The organism is Actinomadura madurae, assembly GCF_900115095.1.
Lineage (GTDB): Bacteria > Actinomycetota > Actinomycetes > Streptosporangiales > Streptosporangiaceae > Spirillospora > Spirillospora madurae.
Genome location: NZ_FOVH01000009.1, coordinates 1 through 21,259 on the forward strand (window position 1 = coordinate 1; position 21,259 = coordinate 21,259).

Sequence of the window (21,259 nt, forward strand, 5' to 3'; positions counted from 1 at the left end):
CCCCGGCTCGGGATCACCCGGCACCCGTAGATGTCCTTGTCCGACGCCTTGTCCAGCGCCCGATCGAAGTACACGCCGGGCGAGCGGACCAGCTGGGAGACCACCACCCGCTCGGTCCCGTTGATGATGAAGGTGCCCTTGGGCGACATCAACGGGAAGTCACCCATGAACACCGTCTGGCTCTTGATCTCACCGGTGGTGTTGTTGATGAACTCCGCCGTGACGAACATCGGGGCGGAGTAGGTCATGTCCTTGTCCTTGCACTCCTCCACGGAGTACTTGGGCGGTTCGAACCGGTGGTCACGGAACGACAGCGACATCGTCCCGGAGAAGTCCTCGATCGGACTGATCTCTTCGAAGATCTCCTCCAGCCCCGACTGCGTCGGGACACTCCTACTACCGGCCTTCTGGGCCGCCTCGACCCGGGCCTTCCACCTCTCATTGCCCAGCAGCCAGTCGAACGAGTCGGTCTGCAGAGCGAGAAGGTCGGGAACCTCAAGCGGCTCGTCAAGGCGCGCGAACGACACGCGACGAGGACCAGCGGGTACGGCGGAGGCGTTGCGCGAGGCTGCTGCCAACAGATGTCCTTCCGAGGGCTCGCGGCGGACTGAACACGCGCGCCGGACGCCATCACAGCCAACGCAGGGGAGTGGGGCATCGAGGGCAAGCGCGAGAGGGCAGCATAAAGCACGTGAACAGAAATGTCCACGTGCCGCATTCATTATCAACTTCGATGCCGTGGCCAGGATCGCACGCGCACGTGGACCACGTCAAGTCGCATCGGACGGAGGCGGCCGGCCCGCTCAGGCGGTGGCGGAGGCGGGCTGGAACAGCTCGATCAGGTTGCCGGCCGGATCGGCGAGCAGGATCTGCCGCCCGCCGGGCCCGGCGACCACCTCGCTGCGGAAGGCCAGGCCCGCGCCGCGGAGCCGCTCGATTTCGGCGGCCAGGTCGTCGACGACCAGGTGGATGCGGTTGCGGCCCGGGGCGGCCGCGTCGGCGGGCGTGGCGCGGGCCCCGGAGCTGGCGGGCCCCGACAGCAGCAGCCGCAGCGGGCCGCGCACCACGTCGGCGAAGGCGGGCACGGCGTCGCGCCCCAGGGTGAAGCCGAGGTGGGTCGTGTAGAAGTCGACGCACGCCTGGACGTCGTCCACGAGGTAGCGGACGCCGGCGTACTGGTCAGGTGCCGTCATGATGGGCCTCCGATGTCTGGGCGATGACGGGCAGCAGGTGGCGGACGCGGGCATCGATGACCGCCCCGGCGCGGGCGAACGCGGCGTGCTCCGCCCGCCCCGCGGGACCCGCCGCCGGGTCGCCGATGCTCCAGTGGACGCGCTGCGGGTCGCCGCCGAACTCGGGGCAGACCTCGCGGACCTTGTCGCACAGAGTGATCACGTAGTCGAACCGGTGGTCGCGCAGGGTGTCCAGATGGCGGGGCCGCCGGCCGGCGATGTCGATGCCGTACTCCTCGCGCAGCATCCGCACCGCCTGCGGGTGGACGGACGGTCTGGGCCGGCTCCCGGCGCTGGCCACGGTCACGCCCCCGGCGGTGTGGTGGCGCAGCAGGGCCTCGGCGATCGGCGAGCGGGCGCTGTTGCCGGTGCACGCGAACAGCACCGACACGCGCGGCCACCGCCGCGGGCCGGCCGGGGGCGGCGGGGCGGGGCGCAGCGCCGGATGCAGGACGGCCCCGGTGTCGGCCAGGGCCTGCGCGCAGCGGTCCAGAGCCAGCCGGTAGTAGCTGTCGCGGCCGTCGAAACTGCTGCGGGAGGCGGTGACCAGGCCGCCCTCGCGCAGCAGCCGCAGATGGTAGGAGACCGCGTTCTGCGGCGCGTCGACCAGCGCCGTCAGCTCGCGGACCCGCAGGTCGCCCGCGGCGAGCGCGGTCAGCAGCCGCCAGCGCAGCGGGTGGGCGGCCAAGCGCACGAACGCCGGGGCGGCTTGACTCGATGACCCCATGCCACCGACGATACATCAAACCAGTTTGATGGAATAGCGCCGAGGAATGACGGCGCCGAGGAACGACCCAGCCCGAGGAGACGCGCCATGGCCGAACACCTCACGCGCCGGCTCGGCACCGGCGACGCGGTGGTGATCGGGCTCGGGTCGATGCTCGGGGCGGGGGTGTTCGCCGCCTTCGGCCCCGCCGCCCGCGCCGCCGGCACCGGCCTGCTGATCGGGCTGCTGGCCGCCGCGGTGATCGCGTACTGCAACGCGACCGCCTCCGCGCAGCTCGCGGCCGTCTACCCCACGTCCGGCGGCACCTACGTCTACGGACGCGAGCGCCTCGGCCACTGGTGGGGCTTCACGGCCGGGTGGGGGTTCGTGGTCGGCAAGACCGCCTCGTGCGCCGCCATGGCGCTCACGTTCGCCTCCTACGCGGTCCCGGGCCCCTGGTGGGCGCAGCGCGCCGCCGCCGTCGCGGCCGTGCTCGGGCTGGCCGCCCTCAACTACCGCGGCGTCACCAGGACCGCCATGCTCACCCGGGTGCTCGTCGCCGGCACCCTGACCGCGCTGGCGGTCGTGGTGGCCGGCATCGCTGCGGGCGGCGACGCCGGCGCCGCGAACCTGGGCGGGTGGGCGTCCCTGCGGGCGGGCGGCGCCTACGGCGTCCTGCAGGCCGCGGGGCTGCTGTTCTTCGCCTTCGCCGGCTACGCCCGCATCGCCACCATGGGGGAGGAGGTCCGCGACCCGCGCCGCACCATCGTCCGCGCCATCCCGATCGCCCTGTTCCTCACGGTCGCGATCTACCTGGTGGTGGGGACGGCGGCGCTGGTGGCCGCCGGGCCGGACCGGCTCGCCGGCTCGGCCGCGCCGCTGGCCACCGCCGTCGAGGCGGCCGGTGCCCCCGCCCTGGCCCCGGTGGTGCGGGCCGGCGGGGCGGTGGCGGCGCTCGGCGCGCTGCTGGCCCTGATCGCCGGTGTCGGCCGGACCGGCCTGGCCATGGCCCGCCACGGTGACCTGCCCGTCCGGCTCGCCGCCGTCCACCCCCGCCACCGGGTGCCGCACCATGCCGAGATCGCCCTCGCGGCCGCGGTGAGCGTGCTGGTGGCGACCGCCGACCTGCGCGGCGTGATCGGCTTCTCCTCGTTCGGCGTCCTGGTCTACTACGCCATCGCCAACGCCGCGGCGCTCACCCAGCCCGCCGCCGACCGCCGGTGGCCGCGCGCCCTGCACCTGCTCGGCGCCGCCGGCTGCGTGACCCTGTCGGCCGCGCTGCCCTGGCCGTCCGTCCTCGCCGGCGCGGCGATGTTCGCCGCCGGGCTGGCCGGCCGGTGGCTGGTGCTGCGCCACCGGGCATCCGGCGCGGGGCGCGAGGGGTGAAATCTCGGCAAAGGCCGGGCACGCGCTTGGGCAGGACGTCCGGGAGGACCCCGGCGGTGCCGTTAACGTGCGGGAATGCCGCCCACGTCCGGCAGCGCACCCGGCGAGGCACCCGGTGAGACGTTCGCCCCCGCGTCCGTCTACGGGCCCGCCGACGTCCCGCCCGACGACCACGCCGCGCGGGCCGCCGCCGGCCCCGCCCACCGGATGCCGCCGTGGCTGCCGAAGGCGTTCGTGCTGGCCGGCGCGGTCGTGCTGGCGTTCATGGCGGGGCTGTGGCTGCTGGAGCGGCTCCGGGAGCTGCTGCTGCTCCTGCTCATCTCGCTGTTCCTGGCGTTCGCGATCGAGCCGGCGGTGAACTGGCTGGCGCGGCGCGGGTGGCGGCGCGGTCTGGCGACCGGGGCGATGTTCCTGGTCATCGGCCTGCTGCTCGCCGGGTTCCTCGGCGGCATCGGGTCGCTGCTGGCCACCCAGACCACCAACCTCATCGACGGGTTCCCCGGCTACGTCCGCAGCCTCATCGGCTGGGTGAACGACACGTTCGGGACGAACCTGTCCCAGGAGACGCTGTTCGAGCGGCTGCCCACCGTCAGCGGCGCGCTGACCCGCCACCTGTCGTCGATCGCGGGCAACGTGTGGGGGATCGGCACCACCGCGTTCGGCGTCATCTTCAACACCCTCGGCGTGCTGCTGTTCACCTTCTACCTGTCGGCGGAGGGCCCGCGGTTCCGCCGGACGGTCTGCTCGGTGCTGCCGCCGCAACGCCAGCACCAGGTGCTGCGCGCCTGGGAGATCGCCGTCGACAAGACCGGCGGCTACATCTACTCGCGGGGCCTGCTGGCCCTCATCTCCGGCATCGCCCACTACGCCGCCATGGCCGGGCTCGGCGTCCCCTACGCGGCGACGCTGGCGCTGTGGGTCGGGGTGGTGTCGCAGTTCATCCCGGCCGTCGGCACCTACCTGGCGGGGGCGGTGCCCGTGCTCATCGCGCTGACGAAGGGGCCGTCGACGGCGCTGTGGATGCTGCTGTTCGTCCTGGCCTACCAGCAGCTGGAGAACTACCTGCTGCAGCCGCGCATCACCGCGCGGACCCTCGACATGCACCCGGCGGTCGCGTTCGGGCTCATCCTGGCCGGAGCGGCCGTCGCCGGGCCCATCGGGGTGCTCCTGGCGATCCCGCTCGGCGCCACCATCCAGGCCTTCGCCACCGCCTACGTGCGCCGCTACGACGTGGAGGTGCATCCGCTGACCGAGCCGGACGCGCCCGCCGGACGCTGGTGGCGGTGGCTTCGCCGCGACTGACCCGGTGCCGCGACTGACCCGCACCCCGGCGCGGCGGGCTCAGGCGACCGCGCGGAGGCGGTCGTCCAGCGCGTCCAGGTCGGGCACGAACCACACGTGGCCGGCGGTGCCGGACTCGTGGACGAGGGCGCGCAGCGCCGGGCTCGCCGCCACGTGCGCGGAGACGTCGCCGACGACCGCCAGCCGCAGCCGGTAGTTGGCGAACTTCTGCATGATCTCGCCGGCGAGGCGGGTGCCGAGCGAGAAGAACCGCTCGTCCAGCCGCGCCACGGGCACCGCCACCGCCTCGGCGCCGAGGAACGACGCGCCGATCAGGTCGAGCGCGTCCTGGACCGTGGCCACCGGCGGGCCGTCCGGGTCGCACGTCAGCACCGCGACGCCAGCCCGTTCCCGGATCACGTCAGGCATCGCCGTCCTCCCCGTTCGACAGACCGCCGAGTACCGAATCCAGCAGCCGCAGGACGTCGGCCGTGGCGGCCGCGCCGCCCATGATCACCAGTTTCATCCGGTTCCGTTCCTCGTCGTGGACGACCTGGACGCGCAGCGGGTGCGCCGGGTCGCCGGTGCTGATCCCGGCCAGGACGAGCGTGCCCAGCCGGTCGGCCGCGGCCCGGCCGACCCCGTCGATCTGCACGATGCTCGACACCTCCACCGCGCCGGGCCCCGGAAGCGGGGCGGCGCGGCGGGCACGCCCGGTCAGCGCCTCCAGGTCCGCCGGGGCGATCCGGTACTGCTTGCCGATCCGCACCGCGTTGAGCCGGCCGTCGCGGATGTAGCCGCGCACCGTCCGCACATGCAGCCCGAGGAGATCGGCGACCTCCTCGACCGAGTACATTTTCTGCTCCATCACTCCCTAAACTACTGTATATAGAGAGTGATACGGATGTTTATGGCATGCCCGGCTTGCCGGGGCCGGGCGGGGCCGGTTCCCGGGCGGATCGTCGACCATTGCCATGGACGGGCGCGCCCGGCCGGTCTAACGTGCCAGGAGGAACCTTGATCATCGGGCCGCTCGGGGGCGGGAGGGAGCCGACATGTACCGTCCCAGGACGCGCCGCCGCCGGTGGCTCGCCGGCCTCACGGCGGGAGCCCTCGCCGTGACCGGCCTGGCCGCACCGGACGCCGCCGCGGCGCCCGCCGCGGCGGCGCAGGCCGCGCGGCACGGCGGCAAGGACCCGCGGCACGGCGGCAAGGACCCGCGGCTGCTGCGGCTCCTGCGCTCGATGTCGCTGGAGGACAAGGCCGCCCAGCTGTTCGTCCTGCAGATCTTCGGGACCAGCGCGACCACCACCGACCCCGCCGCCGTCGCCGCCAACCGCAGGCTGTACGGGGTCGACGACGCCGCCCAGGTCATCGCCCGCTACCACCCCGGCGGGATCATCTACTACGGCGAGAACGTCCGGGACCCGCACCAGCTCGCCGCCTTCTCCAACGGCATCCAGCGCGCCGCCGCGGCGACGCCGCTGAAGATCCCCGCCACGATCGCCACCGACCAGGAGGGCGGCATCGTCGCCCGCGTCCAGCCGCCCGCCACGCAGTCGCCCGGCGCCATGGCGCTGGCCGCCGGGCGACGCACCGGCGACGCCCGCGCCCTGGCCCGCATCACCGGACGCGAGCTGCGCGCCATCGGCGTCAACCAGGACTACGCGCCCGACGCCGACGTCAACGTGAACCCGGCCAACCCCGTCATCGGCGTCCGGTCCTTCGGGTCCGACCCCGCCCTGGTCGCCTCCATGGTCACCGCGCAGGTCGGCGGATACCGCTCCGGGGGAGTGACCCCGACCGTCAAGCACTTCCCGGGACACGGCGACACCACCACCGACAGCCACACCGGCGTCCCGCACATCGACCACACCCGCGCCGAATGGGAGCGGCTCGACCTGCCGCCGTTCCGCGCCGCGATCCGGCACGGCGTCGACTCCATCATGACCGCGCACATCGTTGTTCCGTCGCTGGACCCCTCCGGCGACCCCGCCACGCTGTCGCGGCCCATCCTCACCGGCATCCTGCGCGAGCAGCTGCGCTACCGAGGCGTCGTCGTCACCGACGCGCTCGACATGCAGGGCGTCCGCGACAAGTACGGCGACGAGAACATTCCCGTCCTCGCCCTCAAGGCCGGCGCGGACGTTCTGCTCAAACCGCCGGCGGACGCCCAGGGCGACGGCGTGTTCCCCCGCCAGCTCGCCGCCGTCGTCAACGCCGTCAAGACCGGTGAGCTGGCGCGCGAGCGCCTCGACGAGTCCGTCTACCGGATCCTGGAGCTGAAGCGCAAGCGCGGCCTGTTCCGCGACCCCTACGCCGACGAGTCGAAGATCGACCAGATCGTCGGGACGCCCGCGCACCTGGCCGTCGCGCAGCGCGCCACCGACCGCACCACCACCCTGGTCAAGAACGGCGCCGGGATCCTGCCGCTGCGGCCCGGCGCCCGCGACGTGCTGGTCACCGGCTGGGGGGTGTCCACCACCGCCTCCCTCGGCACCGAGATCGCCCGCCGCGGCGCCGTCACCACCATCCGGCAGACCGGCATCAACCCCGGCCAGGCCGAGATCGACCAGGCCGTCGCCGCCGCGAAGGACAAGGACCTCGTCGTCGCCGTCACCAACCGCGCCTGGGACGTCAAGGACGAGCCAGGCCACAACGGGCCCGGCCAGACGAACCTCGTCAAGGCGCTCATCGCCACCGGCCGGCCCGTCGTCGTGATCGCGGTCCGCGACCCCTACGACATCGCCTGGTTCCCCGAGGCGACCACCTACCTCGCCACCTACTCCTACACCGCCGAGGCGCTGCGCTCGGCCGCCCGGACGCTGTTCGGCGAGCTGAACCCGCGCGGCCGCCTGCCCGTCGCCATCCCCGTCAAGGACCAGCCCGGCTCCGTCCTCTACCCCTACGGGCACGGGTTGGGCTACTGACCGCCGCGTACGCGGGCGCCCGGCCGGGTCGGCGGCCGGGCGCCCGCGGACGCGGCGGCCCGGTCCCGGGTCGGCAGCCGCAGCCGCACCGGAACCGGGCCGGGTTCTGGTTCATGTCGGGCCAGGGGGCGCCGTCCGCGGAGGCGGCGCCCCGGCGTCACGCCTTCCGCGCGCCGATCGACTTCATCAGCGTCGGCCAGATCGCCGCCGCCTCACGGATCCACGCGGGCCAGTTGTGGCGGCCGTCGCCGTAGATGTGGGCGGTGTAGGGGATCTTCAGCTCGTCCAGCCGCTTCTTGAAGTCCTTGTTGTTCGCGCCCACCGCGATCTCGCTGAGCAGGCCGATGTCCCACGGCGCCACGTCCGGGTCGCCGGGCCCCGGGCGGCCGGTCGTGCCGGCGGAGAAGAACAGCCCCGTGCCGCGCAGCTTGGGCGCCAGCGAGGACGGGTCGTGCGCCGCCCAGTTGGCGTCGTCGGCCCACGGGACGCCCCAGATCGCGAACGGGTCCTGGCCGTTGCCGGCGTTCAGGAACATCAGCATCGCCGGCATCCCGATCGAGCGCATCGACAGGATCCCGCTCAGCGACGCCGCGTACTTGAACAGCCCCGGATGCCGCGCCGCGTACGACATCGCGCCCGCGCCGCCGGAGGAGTTGCCGATCGCCGCGCGCAGCGCACCCGCGTGGTAGTTGCGCTCCATCAGCTGGCGCACCTCGGCGGTGTGGAAGGTCTCCCACTTGGGCGACCCGCCCTTGCCGTAGTTGTACCAGTCGGTGTAGGAGCCGTTCTCGCCCTCCGGCATGACGACGATGACGTTGTACTTCGCCGCCCACGCCTCGATGTCGCTGTTCTTGGTCCAGGAGGTGTAGTTGTCCTGCCCGCCGTGGAAGGCGTACAGCACGGGCCACGTCGCCGTCGCGTTGCGCGACCAGTTCGCCGGGAGCAGGATGCGGGCCTTCACCGACTTGCCCAGCGCGGGCGAGGCGATCGTGATGTCGACCGCGCGGGAGGCGATCTTCTTCTCCGCGGTGATGCGCGCGCCGTCGTCCGCCTTGACCGGGCCCGCCAGCGCCCGCGCCGGCCCCGTGCCGACCGCGCCGAGGCCCGCGGCCACGACGACGGTGATCGCCCCGGACGCCAGCGAGCGCCGCCGGTGCACGCGGTGTGATCGATGGCGGGCGGTGGGTGTCATCTGCTCACCTCGCGGATCAGGCCCGACCCCCGTGGCCGCGCGACTTCCGCAGAGTGTCCTCGACCCGGCCGGAATGATCTACATGGGCGGGTAACAAGAAACGCCCGTGCGGCTGTGGAGAAGTGAGTGCTTCAGGAGCCGCCGGTGGCGACCCCGGCCAGCAGCGCGGCGAGCTCGCGCGGCGCCGACAGCATCGGCCAGTGCCCGGTCGGCAGCTCCCGGTAGGTCCAGCCGGGCCCGGTCATCAGCGAGAAGACGGGGTGGCCGCTGTCGCCCATCTGCCTGACCGCGTCGAGCGGGATCGTGGTGGCGATGAGCGTGCGCGGCGTCGCCGGCAGCGGGTCGGGGCGGGTGAGCGCCTGCGTCGCGGTGCCGAACGGCTGGGGCGTGCCGCGCCCGCGCATGGCGGCCAGGTGCTCCTCGGTGAGGCCCGCGAGGTTGACCGGGTCGGCGGCGGCGTCGAACGGCGGCACCGGCATGCGCCATCCGCCGCCCTGCTCGGCGACCGCCTTCTCGAGCTCGGCGCGCGCCTCGGCGTCGTGGAAGTCGATGCCGGCCATGCCGGACGGCATCGGCCCGCTGTCGACGTACACGACGTTGGCGATCCGCTCGGGGATCCGGTCGGCGGCGCCGGTGACGGCCATGTTGGCGCCGCTGTGGGCGACGAGGACGACCTCGCGCATGTCCGCGTCCTCGATGAGCCTCACCAGGTCGGCGATCTGGGTCTCGACGTCGGAGCCGGGCGCGGACTGCTCCGCCCGCTCGGCCTGCCCGGCGGGGGTCACCGCGTGGACGGCGTGCCCCGCCGCGCGCAGCTCCGCCGCCACCGCGTCCCAGGCCCAGGCGCCGAGCCAGTAGCCGGGGACCAGCACGAACGTCGCCTCGGCGGAGGTCACGGTGTCAGAAGTCCCGCTGTCAGAAGTCACGGTCGGCCGTCCTTTCTCGTGGATGTGATCCCACGCTACGGTCGATACCGGACAGGAACCGCCCGGATTTATGGAGTGGCCTGTGTCACATCCTCCACCGTCGCATCCGACCACCCGTGTCCTGGCCATGCTGGAGCTGCTGCAGGCCAACCAGCGCATCGGCGGCGCGGAGCTGGCGCGGCGGCTCGGCGTGGACGAGCGCACCGTCCGCCGCTACGCCGCCCGGCTGGAGGACCTCGGCGTCCCCGTCACCGCCGAACGCGGGCGCCACGGCGGCTACCGGCTCATGCCCGGCTACAAGCTGCCGCCGCTCATGCTCACCGACGACGAGGCCACCGCCGTGGTGCTCGGCCTGCTGGCCGGACGGCGGATCGGGCTTCCGGGGCAGGCCACCGAGAGCGCCCTCGCCAAGGTGGAGCGCGTCCTTCCCGCCGCGCTGCGCGACCGCGTCCAGGCGCTGCGCGACACCCTCGGGTTCACCGCCCCCGCGCGGGACGCCGCCGTCCGCGGTGCCGCCCCCGACACCGGCGCCGTCCTCACCCTCGCCGCGGCCGCCCGCGAACGCCGCCGCGTCCGGCTGCGCTACCGCTCCTTCCGCGGCGCCGACACCGAACGCGACCTGGACCCCTACGGCCTGGTGTTCCACTCCGGCCGCTGGTACGTCACCGGCCACGACCACCGCAGCGGCGAGATCCGCACGTTCCGGATCGACCGCGTCGCCTCCGCCGAGCCCGGCACCGCGCGCTTCGAGCCGCCCGCCGGCCTCGACCCCGTCCAGCACGTCACCCGGTCACTGGCCGCCGTCCCCTACGCCCACGAGGTGGAGGTGCTGCTGGAGACCACGATCGCCGAGGCGCGGCGCCGGATCCCCGCCGCGACCGCGACGCTGGCCGAGGACGCCGGGGGAGTGCTGCTGACCACCCGTGCCGAGCGCCTGGACGGGATGGCGCGGATGCTGGCCGGACTCGGCTTCCCGTTCGTCATCCGCCGCCCCGGCGAGCTGCGCGGCCACGTCCGCGACCTGGCCCGCTCACTCCAGGAGCAGGCCGGGCGGTGACCCGCGGCGCGGGTCAGAAGGAGGTGCGGGCGTCCCACTCGTGGCGGAGCATCGCGTAGATGACCTCGTCGCTCCACTCGCCCTTGACGATCTCGTTCTGCATCAGGTGCGCCTCGCGGCGCATGCCGAGCCGCTCCAGGACGCGGGCGGACGCGGCGTTGCGGCCGTCCAGCCGGCCGCACACCCGGTGCAGGTCCAGCCCCTCGAAGCCCAGCCGCAGCACCGCCTCGGCGGCCTCGGTGGCGAACCCCTTGCCGTGGTAGGCCGGGTTGAAGATGTAGCCGATCTCGCCCTGCCGGTGCTCCCGGCTGCGCCACTGCAGGTTGACCTCGCCGATCAGCTCGCCGGTCTCGCGCCACTCGACGGCCAGGACCAGCCAGTCGCCTTCCTTCTCCACGGTCGCCGCGCTCATCTTCTGCTTCAGGAACGAACGCGACTCCTCCAGTGAACGCGGTTTCCAGTACAGGTACCGCGCCACCTCCGGCAGCGACTGGTAGGCGTACAGGCCCTCAAGGTCGTCCTCGCGGAACGGCCGCAGGATCAGACGCTCGGTCTCGATCGGATAGGCGGGACGGAGCATGCGATGATCCTATTCACGGTAATCGCCCTTATGCGACCCGTGATTCCCCGGGACGGCCGCCCTAGGACCGGTGGGCGCCGCTCCCGTGCTCCCGCCGCCCGGCCTCCGCGGCCTTGTCCCCGGTCCCCGCCTCCTCCGGCGTCCCGGTCTCCCCGACACCGGTCTCGCGCCGCTCGTCCTCGTCGAACGCGCGGGTGTCGCGGAACTCCACGTACGGCTCCTCCTTGGCCGACTGCCCGCCGGCGATCGCCCGGCCGCGCTCGATCTCGGCGTTCAGCTCGGCGCCCAGCAGGATCGCCAGGTTGGTGATCCACAGCCACACCAGGAAGATGATGATCCCGGCCAGGCTGCCGTAGGTCTTGTTGTAGGAGGCGAAGTTCGCCACGTACAGCGCGAACAGCCCGGACGCGGCCAGCCACAGGACGATCGCCAGGACGCCGCCCGCCGTGACCCACCGGAACCCGCGCCTCGCGTTGGGGGAGGCCCAGTACAGCAGCGAGAACAGCAGGCTCACCACCAGCACCAGCACCGGCCACTTGGCGATGCCCCAGATCGTGACCGCCTGCGAGCCGAGCCCGAGAATCTCGCCGATCTCCCGGGCCAGCGGCCCTGACACGACCACCGCGATCACCGACGCCGACAGCAGCACCAGCGTCAGCAGCGTGACGCCGACGCGGATCGGCACGGTCTTCCAGAACGGCCGGCCCTCGGGCACGTCGTAGACGACGTTGGAGGCGCGCATGAACGCCCCTACGTACCCCGACGCCGACCACACCGCGGCGCCCAGGCTCAGCACCGCGACGACGCCCGCGCCGCCGCTGCCGCCCTCCAGCTGCCGGATGCTGCTGATCAGCAGGTCCCGGACCGATCCGGGCGCCAGGTCCCCGACGCTGTCGATCAGGTCGTCGGTGGCCGACTGGCCGGCCAGGCCCACCAGCGACACCACCACCAGGATCGCCGGGAAGATCGACAGGATGGAGTAGTAGGTGAGCGCGGCGGCCCAGTCGGACAGGTTGTCCTTCTTGAACTCGCCGGTGGTGCGCTTGAGCGCCTGCCCCCACGACCGCACGGGCAGATCTGTCGGCGCGCCGGGTCCTCTGCGCAGGAACGCGCTGGTTCGGCCGTGCATGAGTCCGTCCTCTTTCCCGGCCCTCTCAGAAGAACTTCCGGCGCCGGCGGCGCACCTCGATGGCGCGCTTCTGGCCGGTGCGGAACCGGACCTGGACCGGTGCCCTGCGGCCGCGGCCGAGCCGCATCCGCGGCGTGCCCCGGAGCCGCATCCGCGGCGTGCCGCCGAGCCGCATCCCCCGGCGGCGCATCCACAGGGCGGCGCCGGCGACGGCGCCCGCGGAGCCGATCACGATCCCGCCCCGCCGCGCCCTGGACACCGTCTTCTCCGAGCCGGCCGCCCGCCACGCCGACGCGGCCGCGTCGCGGGCCCTGCCCCGCGCGTACTCGGCCTTCTGCCGGGCCATCGCCCTCACATCGGCCTTCGCGGCCAGCTGCTCCACCGTGTCACCGAGCTCGTGGCGCGCCCGGTCGACGTCCTGGCGCAGCTCCTCGGTCCCGGCGGCCGCGCCGTGCTTGCCCTGCGTGGTCATCGGTGCGTCGCCCTCTCCTTCAGCTCGGCCACGGCCTGCCGGGCCTCGTCCATCGCCTTCTCCGGCCGGGGCGGTGTGGCGCGCCTGGTCTGCGCGCGGCCCAGCATCGCCAGCACACCCGCCACCAGCATCAGGAACCCGCCGATGATCAGCGCCGCGGCCCACACCGGCAGCGTCACCGCGATCCCCGCGATCGCCGCGGCCAGCAGCGCCCCCAGCCCGTAGAGGGCGACCAGGGCCGCGCCGCCGAACATGCCCGCGCCGGTGCCGGCGTGGCGGGCCTTGTCCTTCAGCTCGGCCGCCGCCAGGCGCATCTCGGCGCGCATCAGCTCCGACACCTGCTGCGCGGCCTGCCGGACCAGCTCGCCCGTGCCCGCCCCGTGACGCCCGTCACCGGACTCCGGTGCGCGCCCGAAATCCTGCCGGTGTGCTCCCAGCGTCCCGGCCTGGCCCTCACCATCGTGTTGCCGACGCGCGATGCTCATCGCTCCAGGCCTCCTCCGCATATCGTTACGAAGCCTGGTGGTGGCGTTCCCTCAGCTCATGGGCTAAACGTGTCCGCGCCCCGACCCGCGGTGAACGCGGGGGTCAGCCGCGGCCCACGAACGAGGGCATCGTGGTGGCCATCACCGTCAACGACTGGACGTTGGCCTCCAGCGGCAGCCCGGCCATGTAGAGGACGGCGTCGACGACGTGGCGCACGTCCATCCTCGGCTCGGCCTTCACCGTCCCGTCCGCCTGCAGGGTGCCCGCGCCGAAACCGCCGGTCAGCTCGGTGGCGGCGTTGCCCACGTCGATCTGCCCGCAGGCGATCCGGTACGGGCGGCCCTCCAGCGACAGCGTCTTGGTCAGCCCCGTCACGGCGTGCTTGCTGGCGGTGTAGGCCACCGACCGGGGACGCGGCGTGTGCGCCGACAGGGACCCGTTGTTGATGATCCGGCCGCCCTGCGGGTCCTGGTCCTTCATCATCCGGAACGCCTGCTGCGCGCACAGGAACGCGCCGGTCAGGTTGGTGTCGACCACCGTGCGCCACTCGTCGTGGGAGAACTCCTCCACGGGCGCGGACGCACCGAACACGCCCGCGTTGTTGACCAGCAGGTCCAGGCGCCCCCACCGGTCGCGGACGGCGCCGAACAGCCCCTCGACCGAGCCGGGGTCGGTGACGTCGGCGGGCACCGCCAGCGCCTCCCCGGCCCCGCCGCGCGCCGCCGCCTCCTCCAGGCGCCCGGCGCGGCGCCCGGCCAGCGCGACGCGCCAGCCGCCGTCCAGCAGCGCCGCCGCGATCGCGGCGCCGATGCCCGATCCGGCGCCCGTCACCAGCGCGACCCGTCCCTCCATCGGCGACCTCCCGTCCGATACCGCTCGCCTGTCAGCTCAGGCGTACCAGCTCAGACGTACCAGCTCAGACGGTGGCGAGCCAGTCGACGCGGTGCGCCTCGGTCGGGTCGGGGGTCTCCCAGCGGCGGACGAGCCGGTTGATCACCGCGTCCGGGACCGGCGCCGCCCGCGCCCGGTTGCGGTCCCGCAGCACCCGCGGCGGCGCCTCCAGCGCGACCACCTCGACGCGCCCCCGGTAGCCGGCGATGAGGCCGGTGCACAGGTCGCGCTGCGTCCGCGACACGTTGGTGGCGTTCCACACGAACGACCGCCCGGCGCGCAGGTGCCCGCGGGCCAGCTCGTGCGCGGCGGCGGCCACGGCGCGCTGGTCGCCGGCCGGGTCGACGCCCATCTCGGCGCGGAGCCGGTCGAGGCTGACGACCGGCACGTCCGGCCGGTTCGCCTCGATCCAGTGGTCCTTGCCCACGCCCGGCAGGCCGGACAGGACGGTCACGGTGCAGCGCGTGTCGTCGTAGGCGGCGTACCCGGGGTCGCGGCCGGGCTTGCGGAAGTACCAGAACCGGGCGTGGTCGGACGGGAACGCGCGCGGCCCGTCCAGGCAGTCCTGCTCGGCGCAGTACTCCCCGTACAGGGCGACGTTCTCCAGCAGCTCCTCGGTGTCGGGGCAGATCCGGCCGAGGATGTCGGCCGACGCCAGCAGCACCAGGTCGTCGTTGCGGGCCAGCAGGCTGACCCGGAACGCGATCTGCTGCAGGTCGGGGCGCTCCAGCGCCCAGAACGGCACCTGGTGGTGGCGGATCAGCGCGGCCACGTGCTCGCGCCACGCGACCGGCGCGCCCAGCTCCCACAGGATGCGGCGCACCATCAGGTCGCCGCGCCGGGAGTGGCCGCGGGCGGTGATGCGGCCGTCGTCGTCGACGGCGGTGCAGTGCGGCTTGGCGATGTCGTGCATCAGCACGGTCGTGAACAGCCGCACCCGCTCGGCCGCGGGTCGCGCCCGCCACTGCGGCAGCGACGCCAGCGCCTCGCACGCCAGCCGGGTGTGGACCTCGACGTCGCCCTCGCCGTGGTAGACCGCGTCCTGCGGGACCCCGGCCAAGTCGCGCACCCAGTCGAAGGCGTCGCGGATTCGGTCCCAGGGGACGGTCCAGTGCGGCGGCGCCGGGCACAGCTCCTCAAACACCCGCATACAACACCTCCGGGTCGGCGAGCCCGTTGGCGACGATCGGCCGGTCCTGCCAGTGGGTGCCGGAGTCCAGGATCGCGGTGAGGAAGCTCGGCCGGACCCACTTGTAGCGGCCGACGGTCTGCCCGTCCTCCTCCACCTTGATGTAGAGGCCCTCCATCTCCTCGGAGGTGTCGGTCTCCTCGGTGACGCGATCGGGGTCGGCGCCGCCCGCCCGCGTCGCGTCCCGCAGCGCGTCCCGCCACGCCGGGGTGCGGCACGTGGACGGCCCCGCGAGCGCGGTCAGCGCGGCCACCTCCGGCAGGGGGCCCTCGTGCAGGACGGGGACCGGCACTACCGGCGTCCCCTCCAGCAGCTCCCGGCGCCGCGCGGTCGACAGGAACGTCCCGTCCGCCAGGTCGAGGACGTCGAACTCGCAGAAGTAGTGGGGGAGCGCGTCGTAGAAGACGGTGTGCTTGGCGTACAGCCACTCCCCGTACAGGACGTAGCGGTCCCGCAGACGCTCGCGCAGGACGTGCTGGACCGACGCCGCCCACGCCTTGAACGGCCCGAACTGGCGCTCGCGCGGCCCGCCGGTCAGGTAGTGGCCGCGGCTCTGGAGCCGCAGGTCACCGTCCGGGGTGAAGCTGATGCCGGCGTTGGCGCCGTCGAGTTTCTCCTCCACCACCAGGTACCGCCCGGCGATGGCCGCGAACGGCACCGCGGCGAGATCGTGGTCGCCTGGCTGGAGCCGGGAGCCCTCGATGTGCCGGGTCCGGGGGTACTTGCGAAGCATGCCGACCGTTGTAGGCGAGCGCGCCCGATCATGTCGACCGGTTTTCGGCGCCTCAGCGGGCCGGGACGACGCGGGTCAGCGCGAGCGCGGCCAGCCACAGCGCGATGCTCGCCCAGGCCAGGGTGTGCAGGCCGGAGGTGAACGCCGGTCGCGGCGCGGGGCCGGCGACGGTTCCGTACACCGCGACGCCGAGCGCCGTCCCGATCTGGCGGGCGGTGTTGCTGAAGCCCCCGGCCAGGCCGGCGTCCGCGGGCGGCGCGGCGCGCATCGCGGCGGCGACCACGGAGGTGACGATCAGCCCGTCCCCGATCCCGATGCCGAGCAGCGCCGGAAGCAGCGCCGCGTACCCGCCGGGCCCGGCGCCGAGCAGCGACACGCATCCGGCGGCGGCGATCGCGGCGCCCGCGGCGATCGGCACCCGCGTCCCGTACCGGGCCGTGAGCCGCCCGCTGACCGGGGCCAGGAACGCCAGCGGGGCGGCCATCGGCAGCAGCATCGCGCCGGCGGTCAGGGCGGAGCGGTGCCCATCCTGCTGGAGCCACAGCGTGGCGACGAACAGCACCCCGTTGGTGACCAGGTTCATGATCAGCGCGATGGCGCCCGCGCCGAGGAACGCCGGGGCGCGCAGCAGCCCGCCCGGCACGATCGGCGCCGCCGCCCGCCGCTCGGCGACCACGAACGCGGCCCCCGCGGCCAGGGTGAGGACGGCGGTGCCGGCGGCCGTCCCCGGATGACCGTGGCCGGCGGCGATGACGGTCCAGACCAGGCCGCCCAGGGTGAGCGGCGCCAGAACCAGCCCGGCGCGATCCAGAGGGACGTCCGGTCGCCGCCCCGCGTCACGGCCCTCGGGCGGGCGGACGAGGAGGCTGACGCCGATGATCGCCATGGCCGTGATCGGGACGTTCAGCAGGAAGATCCAGCGCCAGCCCGCGGTGTCGGCGAGCAGCCCGCCCAGCAGCGGTCCCGCGGGCAGTGCCGTGGAGGAGATGCCAGCCCACGCCCCGAGCGCCCGCGCCTGCTCCGCGCGCCCCGGGTACATGGCGGTGACGAGGGCGAGGCTGCCGGGCAGGAGCAGCGCCGCCCCGGCCCCCTGGGCGACGCGCGCCGCGATGAGCGGCCCGGCTCCGGGCGCGGCCCCGCAGGCCAGCGACGCCAGCCCGAACAGGGCGAAGCCGGCGAAGGTCGTCCTGCGGTGGCCGATCCGGTCGCCGAGGGCGCCGCCGCCGAGCAGCAGCCCCGCGATCGCGACCGCGTACCCGTCCACGACCCCCTGCAGGCCGGGCAGGCCGGTGCCGAGCGCCCGTCCGATCCCTGGAAGCGCGACGTTGACGATCGTCACGTCCAGCAGGACCAGGAACATCCCGGCGCACAGGATGGCCAGTGCCGCCCCGCGCCGGGGGACGGGCACGCGGGTCTCGGGACCGGCGGTGGCATGTGTCGTGGAACCCATGCCCCCACGGTGGCGGCGGGATGCTTCGGTGTGGCCCGAACCGTCCGCGGCGGCAGGGAAGCGGTCAGCCGACGGCGACGCGGGCGATGGCGCCCGTCTCCAGGGCGACCCACAGCGCGCCGTCCGGCCCGACGGCCAGGCCGTGCGGCTCGGATCCGGGCGTCGGCAGCGGATGCTCGTCGATCCGCCCGTCGGGGGTGATCCGCCCGATGTGCGCGGTGCCCCACTCGGTGAACCACAGGTCGTCGCCGGGGCCGGTGACGATCGCGTGCGGGCGGGAGGCGGGGTCGGGCAGCGGGAACTCGGTGACCTTCCCGTCGGTGGTGATCTGCCCGATGTGCCCGGTGCCGATCTCGACGAACCACAGCGCGCCGTCCGGCCCGGCGGTGATGCCGACCGGCGCGGACCCCTCGGTGGGCAGCGCGTGGACGGTGACGTCCCCGCCGGGGGCGATCCGCCCGATGGCGTTGCCCTGGTTGAGGGTGAACCACAGGGCCTCGTCCGGGCCCGCGGTGATCATCGACGGCATCGTGCCCTCGCCCGGGACCGGATGGTCGGTCACCCGCCCGTCCACGGTGATCCGGCCGATGCGCCCGGTGTGCATCTGGGTGAACCAGAGGGCGCCGTCCGGCCCGGCCGCGATCCCGCAGGGGCCGCAGCCCTCGGGGACGGCGAACTCGGTGATCTCGCCCGCGGTGCTGATCCGGCCCACCACGGCGCCCTGGAAGGCGGTGAACCACAGCGCGCCGTCCGGGCCCGCCGTGATGATCATCGGGCCGCCGGTGACGGGACCGTGCAGGGTGAGGTCCCCGCCCGGCGTCAGGCGCGCGATCCGGCCGTCGTGGACGAGCGTGCACCACAGCGCCCCGTCCGGCCCGGCGGCGATGCCGTACGGGCCCGCGTCCGGGCCCGAGACCGTGAACTCCCTGATCGTGGCGTGCGAACCCTGCGGCATGATCGTCCCCCCTCGTCCTCCACTGCTGTTTCCGCCCAGCGCCGAGGTTAACGCAACCGGTGTTGCGTTACGATCGGGGCGTGGGAAGCAGCCGACACCGCCCGGACGCCCGGTGACCGCTGCGGGGCCGGGCAGCGTGCGCCCCGGCGGCCGCACCGCCCGGGTGCGCGACGCCGTCCGGGAGGCCACCCTCGCAGAGTTGGCCGAGCACGGCTACCGCGGCCTCACCGTCGAAGGCGTCGCCGCCCGCTCCGGCGTCCACAAGACCACCGTCTACCGGCGCTGGCGCAACGCCGACGGGCTCGTCGCCGACGCCCTCGAACGCGCCGCCGCCGAACCCTGGCCGATCCCCGACACCGGCACCCTTGCCGGCGACCTGCGGGCCATCGCACGGCTCGTCCAGGCCGGGTTCGCCGACCCCCGCGAGGGCCCGGTCTCCCGCGCGTTCGTGCTGGCCGCCGCGCAGAGCACCGACGCCGCCCGCGCCCTGAACGCCTTCTTCGCGCGCCGCCACGAGCAGGCCGCCGCCGTCGTCGAACGGGCCGCCGCCCGCGGCGAGGTCCCCGCCGGGACCGACGCGGCCGAGGTCGTCCGGGTCGCCGTCGCCCCGCTGTACTACCGGCTGTTCATCACCGGCGAACCCGCCGGCCGGCAGGCCGCCGACCGCGCCGCCGCGGCCGCCTGCGCCGCGGCCCGCGCCGGGGCCCTCCTCAGCTGAGCCGCCTTCTGGACGGCCCCGGCGGGCGTCAGGCGAGGCCGGCGTCGTGGGCGAGCAGTGCGATCTGGGTGCGGTTGTCGAGGTCGAGCTTGGTCAGGACGCTGGAGACGTGCGCCTTGACGGTCGCCACGCTCATGAACAGCTCCGCCGCAATGTCGGCGTTGGACGCCCCCCGGGCGATCGCCAGGACCACCTCGTTCTCGCGCGGGCTGAGCCGGGCGAGCGCCGCACGGGCCCGCTGGTAGGCGCCGGCCTCCACCGCGGCGCGGTCCATGAGCCGGCGCGTGATCCGCGGGGACAGGATCGGGTCGCCCGCGGCGACCTGCCGGACGGCGTGCACGATCTGGTCCGGCGGCGTGTCCTTCAGCAGGAACCCGCTGGCCCCGGCGCGCAGCGCGTGCAGGATGTTCTCGTCGGAGTCGAACGTCGTCAGCACGATCACCTCCGGCGGGTCCGGCCGGGCCCGCAGCCGGCGGGTCGCGGTGATGCCGTCCACGCGCGGCATCCGCAGGTCCATCAGGACGACGTCGGGGGCGTGCGCGTCGGCGGCGGCCGGCACCTCGGCGCCGTCGGCGGCCTCGCCGGCCACCGTGATGCCGCCCGTCCCGTCCAGCATCATCGACAGTCCGGCGCGGACGAGCGCGTCGTCATCGACGATCAGGACGCGCAGGGGCCGGGTCACGCGGGCCATGGTAGCCAGGCGCGCAACCGGAACTCGCCCGCGACCGCCTCGTGGTCCAGCCGCCCGCCGGCCAGCCGGACCCTCTCGGTCAAACCGACCAGGCCCGTCCCGCTGCCCGGCGCGACCGGCCCCGCGCCGCCCCCGGCGAGGGGGTTGCGGATGTCGATGACGAGCCGGTCACCGGGCCGCCCGTCCAGCACCACCTGGACGGGACGGCCCGCGGCGTGCTTGCGCGCGTTGGTCAGTCCTTCTTGCACCACCCGGTACGCGGTGCGGCCCGCGGCGGCAGGGAGCGCCTGCGCGTCCGACGTGTCGTCGCGCAGCTCCACGGGGGTGCCCGCGTCCCGGGACTCCTCCACCAGCCGGGGCACGTCCGCGAGGACGGGCTGCGGACGGTCCTCCTCGGCGGCGTCGTCGGCGCGCAGGAGCAGGATCACCTCGCGCAGCTCGTCTAGCGCCTGATGCACCCCGGCGCGGACCACCCCCGCGGCATGGGACAGCTTCTCCGGCGGCGCGTCCGGACGGTACTCCAGCGCGCCCGCGTAGGTGGCCAGCAGCGACAGCCGGTGCGCGAGCACGTCGTGCATCTCCCGCGCGATCCGCGTCCGCTCCATCATGCGGGCCTCGGCGACCCGGCGGCCCTGCTCGGCCTCGGCGCGGCGGGCCCGCTCGCGCAGCGACTCCAGCAGCTCGCGGCGCGCCCGCGCCCACGCGCCCCAGCCGACCAGCGCGCCGTAGCCGGACGCGATCAGCAGCAGCCACCAGCCGAAGGAGATCCCGCTGTTCGGCTGCCACAGCCCCTGGACGACGTGCGCCGCGACCCCCGCCGCGCCGACCCGGGCGGCCAGCGGGAACGGGCGGCGCTGCGCGACCTGCAGGACCCCCATGCTCGCCGGCGGGGTCGCCGCCGGCGACAGCGCCGCGAGGGCCGTCAGTGCCAGCGCCGCCGCGACCGGCCGCCCCACCAGCAGCGGGGACAGCAGGCAGCTCGCCGCCCCGACGGCGATGTCCAGGGCGAGACGCCAGCCCGCCACGTCGTCGGCGAAACGGCCCAGGACCGTCGCCACGACCAGCGCGGCGGAGCAGGCCGTCACGGTCGCGGCGGTGAGCCTCGGGCGCTCCCGCGCGCCGGAGGCACCTCGTTCGGGCAGGTGGGGGGTCGTTTCGTCCACCGGACCGAGGCTAGCCCCGACGCCCCGCGGCCCGACACCGACCAAAGTCGGTGCCCGCCCGTTCCCCGGTCGGGGCGGCTCCCACCGCCCGC

The 21,259-nt window shown here is 74.4% G+C and carries 22 protein-coding genes and 1 pseudogene; 5 read left to right on the forward strand and 18 right to left on the reverse strand.

Annotated features, from left to right (window positions below; genetic code table 11):
• The 3 genes and pseudogenes from BM339_RS23975 to BM339_RS23985 all read right to left on the reverse strand — a co-directional run.
• A pseudogene (locus BM339_RS23975) lies at positions 1–578 on the reverse strand (DNA-directed RNA polymerase subunit beta); the annotation flags it as partial.
• Positions 579–803: 225 nt separating this feature from the next.
• Complete coding sequence (locus BM339_RS23980) at positions 804–1,193, reverse strand: VOC family protein (RefSeq protein ID WP_021599855.1); 390 nt, start codon at positions 1,191–1,193, stop codon at positions 804–806.
• Complete coding sequence (locus tag BM339_RS23985) at positions 1,180–1,959, reverse strand: metalloregulator ArsR/SmtB family transcription factor (RefSeq protein WP_075022280.1); 780 nt, start codon at positions 1,957–1,959, stop codon at positions 1,180–1,182. Before BM339_RS23985 ends, BM339_RS23980 begins: the two co-directional genes overlap by 14 nt.
• A gap of 87 nt (positions 1,960–2,046) precedes the next feature.
• On the opposite strand from BM339_RS23985, the gene BM339_RS23990 reads away from it, so the two are divergent.
• Together BM339_RS23990 and BM339_RS23995 are read left to right on the forward strand one after the other, a co-directional pair.
• The gene (locus BM339_RS23990; protein ID WP_075022281.1) at positions 2,047–3,324 is read left to right on the forward strand and encodes an APC family permease; all 1,278 of its coding nucleotides are present in this window, start codon (positions 2,047–2,049) and stop codon (positions 3,322–3,324) included.
• Between the two features lie 75 nt (positions 3,325–3,399).
• Positions 3,400–4,626 (forward strand): AI-2E family transporter, encoded by a 1,227-nt coding sequence (locus BM339_RS23995; protein WP_021600271.1) that lies wholly within the window; start codon positions 3,400–3,402, stop codon positions 4,624–4,626.
• Between the two features lie 39 nt (positions 4,627–4,665).
• Here BM339_RS23995 and BM339_RS24000 read toward each other — a convergent pair whose 3' ends face one another.
• Positions 4,666–5,034, reverse strand: a complete 369-nt coding sequence (locus BM339_RS24000; RefSeq protein WP_075022282.1) for a DUF4180 domain-containing protein — start codon at positions 5,032–5,034, stop codon at positions 4,666–4,668.
• A complete protein-coding gene (locus tag BM339_RS24005; protein ID WP_200871881.1) occupies positions 5,027–5,473 on the reverse strand; it encodes a helix-turn-helix domain-containing protein in 447 nt (148 codons plus the stop codon). Before BM339_RS24005 ends, BM339_RS24000 begins: the two co-directional genes overlap by 8 nt.
• A gap of 187 nt (positions 5,474–5,660) precedes the next feature.
• On the opposite strand from BM339_RS24005, the gene BM339_RS24010 reads away from it, so the two are divergent.
• Positions 5,661–7,535 (forward strand): glycoside hydrolase family 3 protein, encoded by a 1,875-nt coding sequence (locus BM339_RS24010; protein ID WP_075022283.1) that lies wholly within the window; start codon positions 5,661–5,663, stop codon positions 7,533–7,535.
• A gap of 157 nt (positions 7,536–7,692) precedes the next feature.
• Here BM339_RS24010 and BM339_RS24015 read toward each other — a convergent pair whose 3' ends face one another.
• Positions 7,693–8,727, reverse strand: coding sequence for an alpha/beta hydrolase (locus tag BM339_RS24015; RefSeq protein WP_075022284.1), 1,035 nt, complete (start codon positions 8,725–8,727; stop codon positions 7,693–7,695).
• Between the two features lie 131 nt (positions 8,728–8,858).
• Positions 8,859–9,653 (reverse strand): alpha/beta fold hydrolase, encoded by a 795-nt coding sequence (locus BM339_RS24020; protein ID WP_256255431.1) that lies wholly within the window; start codon positions 9,651–9,653, stop codon positions 8,859–8,861.
• An 82-nt stretch (positions 9,654–9,735) separates the two neighbouring features.
• Here BM339_RS24020 and BM339_RS24025 point away from each other — a divergent pair, with 82 nt between their 5' ends.
• Positions 9,736–10,710, forward strand: coding sequence for a helix-turn-helix transcriptional regulator (locus BM339_RS24025; RefSeq protein WP_021599363.1), 975 nt, complete (start codon positions 9,736–9,738; stop codon positions 10,708–10,710).
• A 13-nt stretch (positions 10,711–10,723) separates the two neighbouring features.
• On the opposite strand, the gene BM339_RS24030 is transcribed toward BM339_RS24025, so the two are convergent.
• The 9 genes from BM339_RS24030 to BM339_RS24070 all read right to left on the reverse strand — a co-directional run bounded on the left by BM339_RS24030 (position 10,724) and on the right by BM339_RS24070 (position 18,595).
• On the reverse strand, positions 10,724–11,290 hold the full coding sequence (locus BM339_RS24030) for a GNAT family N-acetyltransferase (RefSeq protein WP_075022287.1): 567 nt from the start codon (positions 11,288–11,290) through the stop codon (positions 10,724–10,726).
• 61 nt (positions 11,291–11,351) lie between these two features.
• The gene (locus BM339_RS24035; RefSeq protein WP_083597858.1) at positions 11,352–12,419 is read right to left on the reverse strand and encodes a YihY/virulence factor BrkB family protein; all 1,068 of its coding nucleotides are present in this window, start codon (positions 12,417–12,419) and stop codon (positions 11,352–11,354) included.
• A gap of 25 nt (positions 12,420–12,444) precedes the next feature.
• Positions 12,445–12,891, reverse strand: a complete 447-nt coding sequence (locus BM339_RS50775) for a DUF3618 domain-containing protein (RefSeq protein ID WP_075022288.1) — start codon at positions 12,889–12,891, stop codon at positions 12,445–12,447.
• Entirely contained in the window at positions 12,888–13,376 is a 489-nt protein-coding gene (locus BM339_RS24045; protein WP_021599358.1) for a phage holin family protein, read from the reverse strand. The genes BM339_RS50775 and BM339_RS24045 overlap by 4 nt, the downstream gene beginning before the upstream one ends.
• A 103-nt stretch (positions 13,377–13,479) precedes the next feature.
• Positions 13,480–14,229, reverse strand: coding sequence for an SDR family oxidoreductase (locus BM339_RS24050; protein WP_024935712.1), 750 nt, complete (start codon positions 14,227–14,229; stop codon positions 13,480–13,482).
• Between the two features lie 64 nt (positions 14,230–14,293).
• Complete coding sequence (locus BM339_RS24055; protein ID WP_075022289.1) at positions 14,294–15,418, reverse strand: AAA family ATPase; 1,125 nt, start codon at positions 15,416–15,418, stop codon at positions 14,294–14,296.
• Positions 15,405–16,190 (reverse strand): RNA ligase family protein, encoded by a 786-nt coding sequence (locus BM339_RS24060; RefSeq protein WP_075022290.1) that lies wholly within the window; start codon positions 16,188–16,190, stop codon positions 15,405–15,407. Before BM339_RS24060 ends, BM339_RS24055 begins: the two co-directional genes overlap by 14 nt.
• Positions 16,191–16,242: 52 nt before the next feature.
• Positions 16,243–17,640, reverse strand: a complete 1,398-nt coding sequence (locus tag BM339_RS24065) for an MFS transporter (protein ID WP_256255432.1) — start codon at positions 17,638–17,640, stop codon at positions 16,243–16,245.
• 64 nt (positions 17,641–17,704) lie between these two features.
• The gene (locus tag BM339_RS24070) at positions 17,705–18,595 is read right to left on the reverse strand and encodes a Vgb family protein (RefSeq protein ID WP_075022291.1); all 891 of its coding nucleotides are present in this window, start codon (positions 18,593–18,595) and stop codon (positions 17,705–17,707) included.
• 112 nt (positions 18,596–18,707) lie between these two features.
• Here BM339_RS24070 and BM339_RS24075 point away from each other — a divergent pair, with 112 nt between their 5' ends.
• Positions 18,708–19,313: a TetR/AcrR family transcriptional regulator gene (locus BM339_RS24075; protein ID WP_075022292.1), complete on the forward strand. Its 606-nt coding sequence runs from the start codon at positions 18,708–18,710 to the stop codon at positions 19,311–19,313.
• A 28-nt stretch (positions 19,314–19,341) separates the two neighbouring features.
• On the opposite strand, the gene BM339_RS24080 is transcribed toward BM339_RS24075, so the two are convergent.
• A complete protein-coding gene (locus BM339_RS24080) occupies positions 19,342–20,004 on the reverse strand; it encodes a response regulator (protein WP_021600627.1) in 663 nt (220 codons plus the stop codon).
• Positions 19,992–21,167, reverse strand: a complete 1,176-nt coding sequence (locus tag BM339_RS24085; protein ID WP_244938645.1) for a sensor histidine kinase — start codon at positions 21,165–21,167, stop codon at positions 19,992–19,994. The genes BM339_RS24080 and BM339_RS24085 overlap by 13 nt, the downstream gene beginning before the upstream one ends.
• Positions 21,168–21,259: the final 92 nt, after the last annotated feature.

What these genes read in the sequence shown, in the direction of transcription:
- BM339_RS23985 (WP_075022280.1), bottom strand. Translation starts at nt 1,959, where the DNA reads ATGGGGTCATCGAGTCAAGCCGCCCCGGCGTTCGTGCGCTTGGCCGCC.
- BM339_RS23980 (WP_021599855.1), bottom strand. Translation starts at nt 1,193, where the DNA reads ATGACGGCACCTGACCAGTACGCCGGCGTCCGCTACCTCGTGGACGAC.
- BM339_RS24030 (WP_075022287.1), bottom strand. Translation starts at nt 11,290, where the DNA reads ATGCTCCGTCCCGCCTATCCGATCGAGACCGAGCGTCTGATCCTGCGG.
- BM339_RS24055 (WP_075022289.1), bottom strand. Translation starts at nt 15,418, where the DNA reads ATGCGGGTGTTTGAGGAGCTGTGCCCGGCGCCGCCGCACTGGACCGTC.
- BM339_RS24005 (WP_200871881.1), bottom strand. Translation starts at nt 5,473, where the DNA reads ATGGAGCAGAAAATGTACTCGGTCGAGGAGGTCGCCGATCTCCTCGGG.
- BM339_RS23990 (WP_075022281.1), top strand. Translation starts at nt 2,047, where the DNA reads ATGGCCGAACACCTCACGCGCCGGCTCGGCACCGGCGACGCGGTGGTG.
- BM339_RS24000 (WP_075022282.1), bottom strand. Translation starts at nt 5,034, where the DNA reads ATGCCTGACGTGATCCGGGAACGGGCTGGCGTCGCGGTGCTGACGTGC.
- BM339_RS24060 (WP_075022290.1), bottom strand. Translation starts at nt 16,190, where the DNA reads ATGCTTCGCAAGTACCCCCGGACCCGGCACATCGAGGGCTCCCGGCTC.
- BM339_RS24050 (WP_024935712.1), bottom strand. Translation starts at nt 14,229, where the DNA reads ATGGAGGGACGGGTCGCGCTGGTGACGGGCGCCGGATCGGGCATCGGC.
- BM339_RS24080 (WP_021600627.1), bottom strand. Translation starts at nt 20,004, where the DNA reads ATGGCCCGCGTGACCCGGCCCCTGCGCGTCCTGATCGTCGATGACGAC.
- BM339_RS24035 (WP_083597858.1), bottom strand. Translation starts at nt 12,419, where the DNA reads ATGCACGGCCGAACCAGCGCGTTCCTGCGCAGAGGACCCGGCGCGCCG.
- BM339_RS24065 (WP_256255432.1), bottom strand. Translation starts at nt 17,640, where the DNA reads ATGGGTTCCACGACACATGCCACCGCCGGTCCCGAGACCCGCGTGCCC.
- BM339_RS23995 (WP_021600271.1), top strand. Translation starts at nt 3,400, where the DNA reads ATGCCGCCCACGTCCGGCAGCGCACCCGGCGAGGCACCCGGTGAGACG.
- BM339_RS24010 (WP_075022283.1), top strand. Translation starts at nt 5,661, where the DNA reads ATGTACCGTCCCAGGACGCGCCGCCGCCGGTGGCTCGCCGGCCTCACG.
- BM339_RS24070 (WP_075022291.1), bottom strand. Translation starts at nt 18,595, where the DNA reads ATGCCGCAGGGTTCGCACGCCACGATCAGGGAGTTCACGGTCTCGGGC.
- BM339_RS24045 (WP_021599358.1), bottom strand. Translation starts at nt 13,376, where the DNA reads ATGAGCATCGCGCGTCGGCAACACGATGGTGAGGGCCAGGCCGGGACG.
- BM339_RS50775 (WP_075022288.1), bottom strand. Translation starts at nt 12,891, where the DNA reads ATGACCACGCAGGGCAAGCACGGCGCGGCCGCCGGGACCGAGGAGCTG.
- BM339_RS24015 (WP_075022284.1), bottom strand. Translation starts at nt 8,727, where the DNA reads ATGACACCCACCGCCCGCCATCGATCACACCGCGTGCACCGGCGGCGC.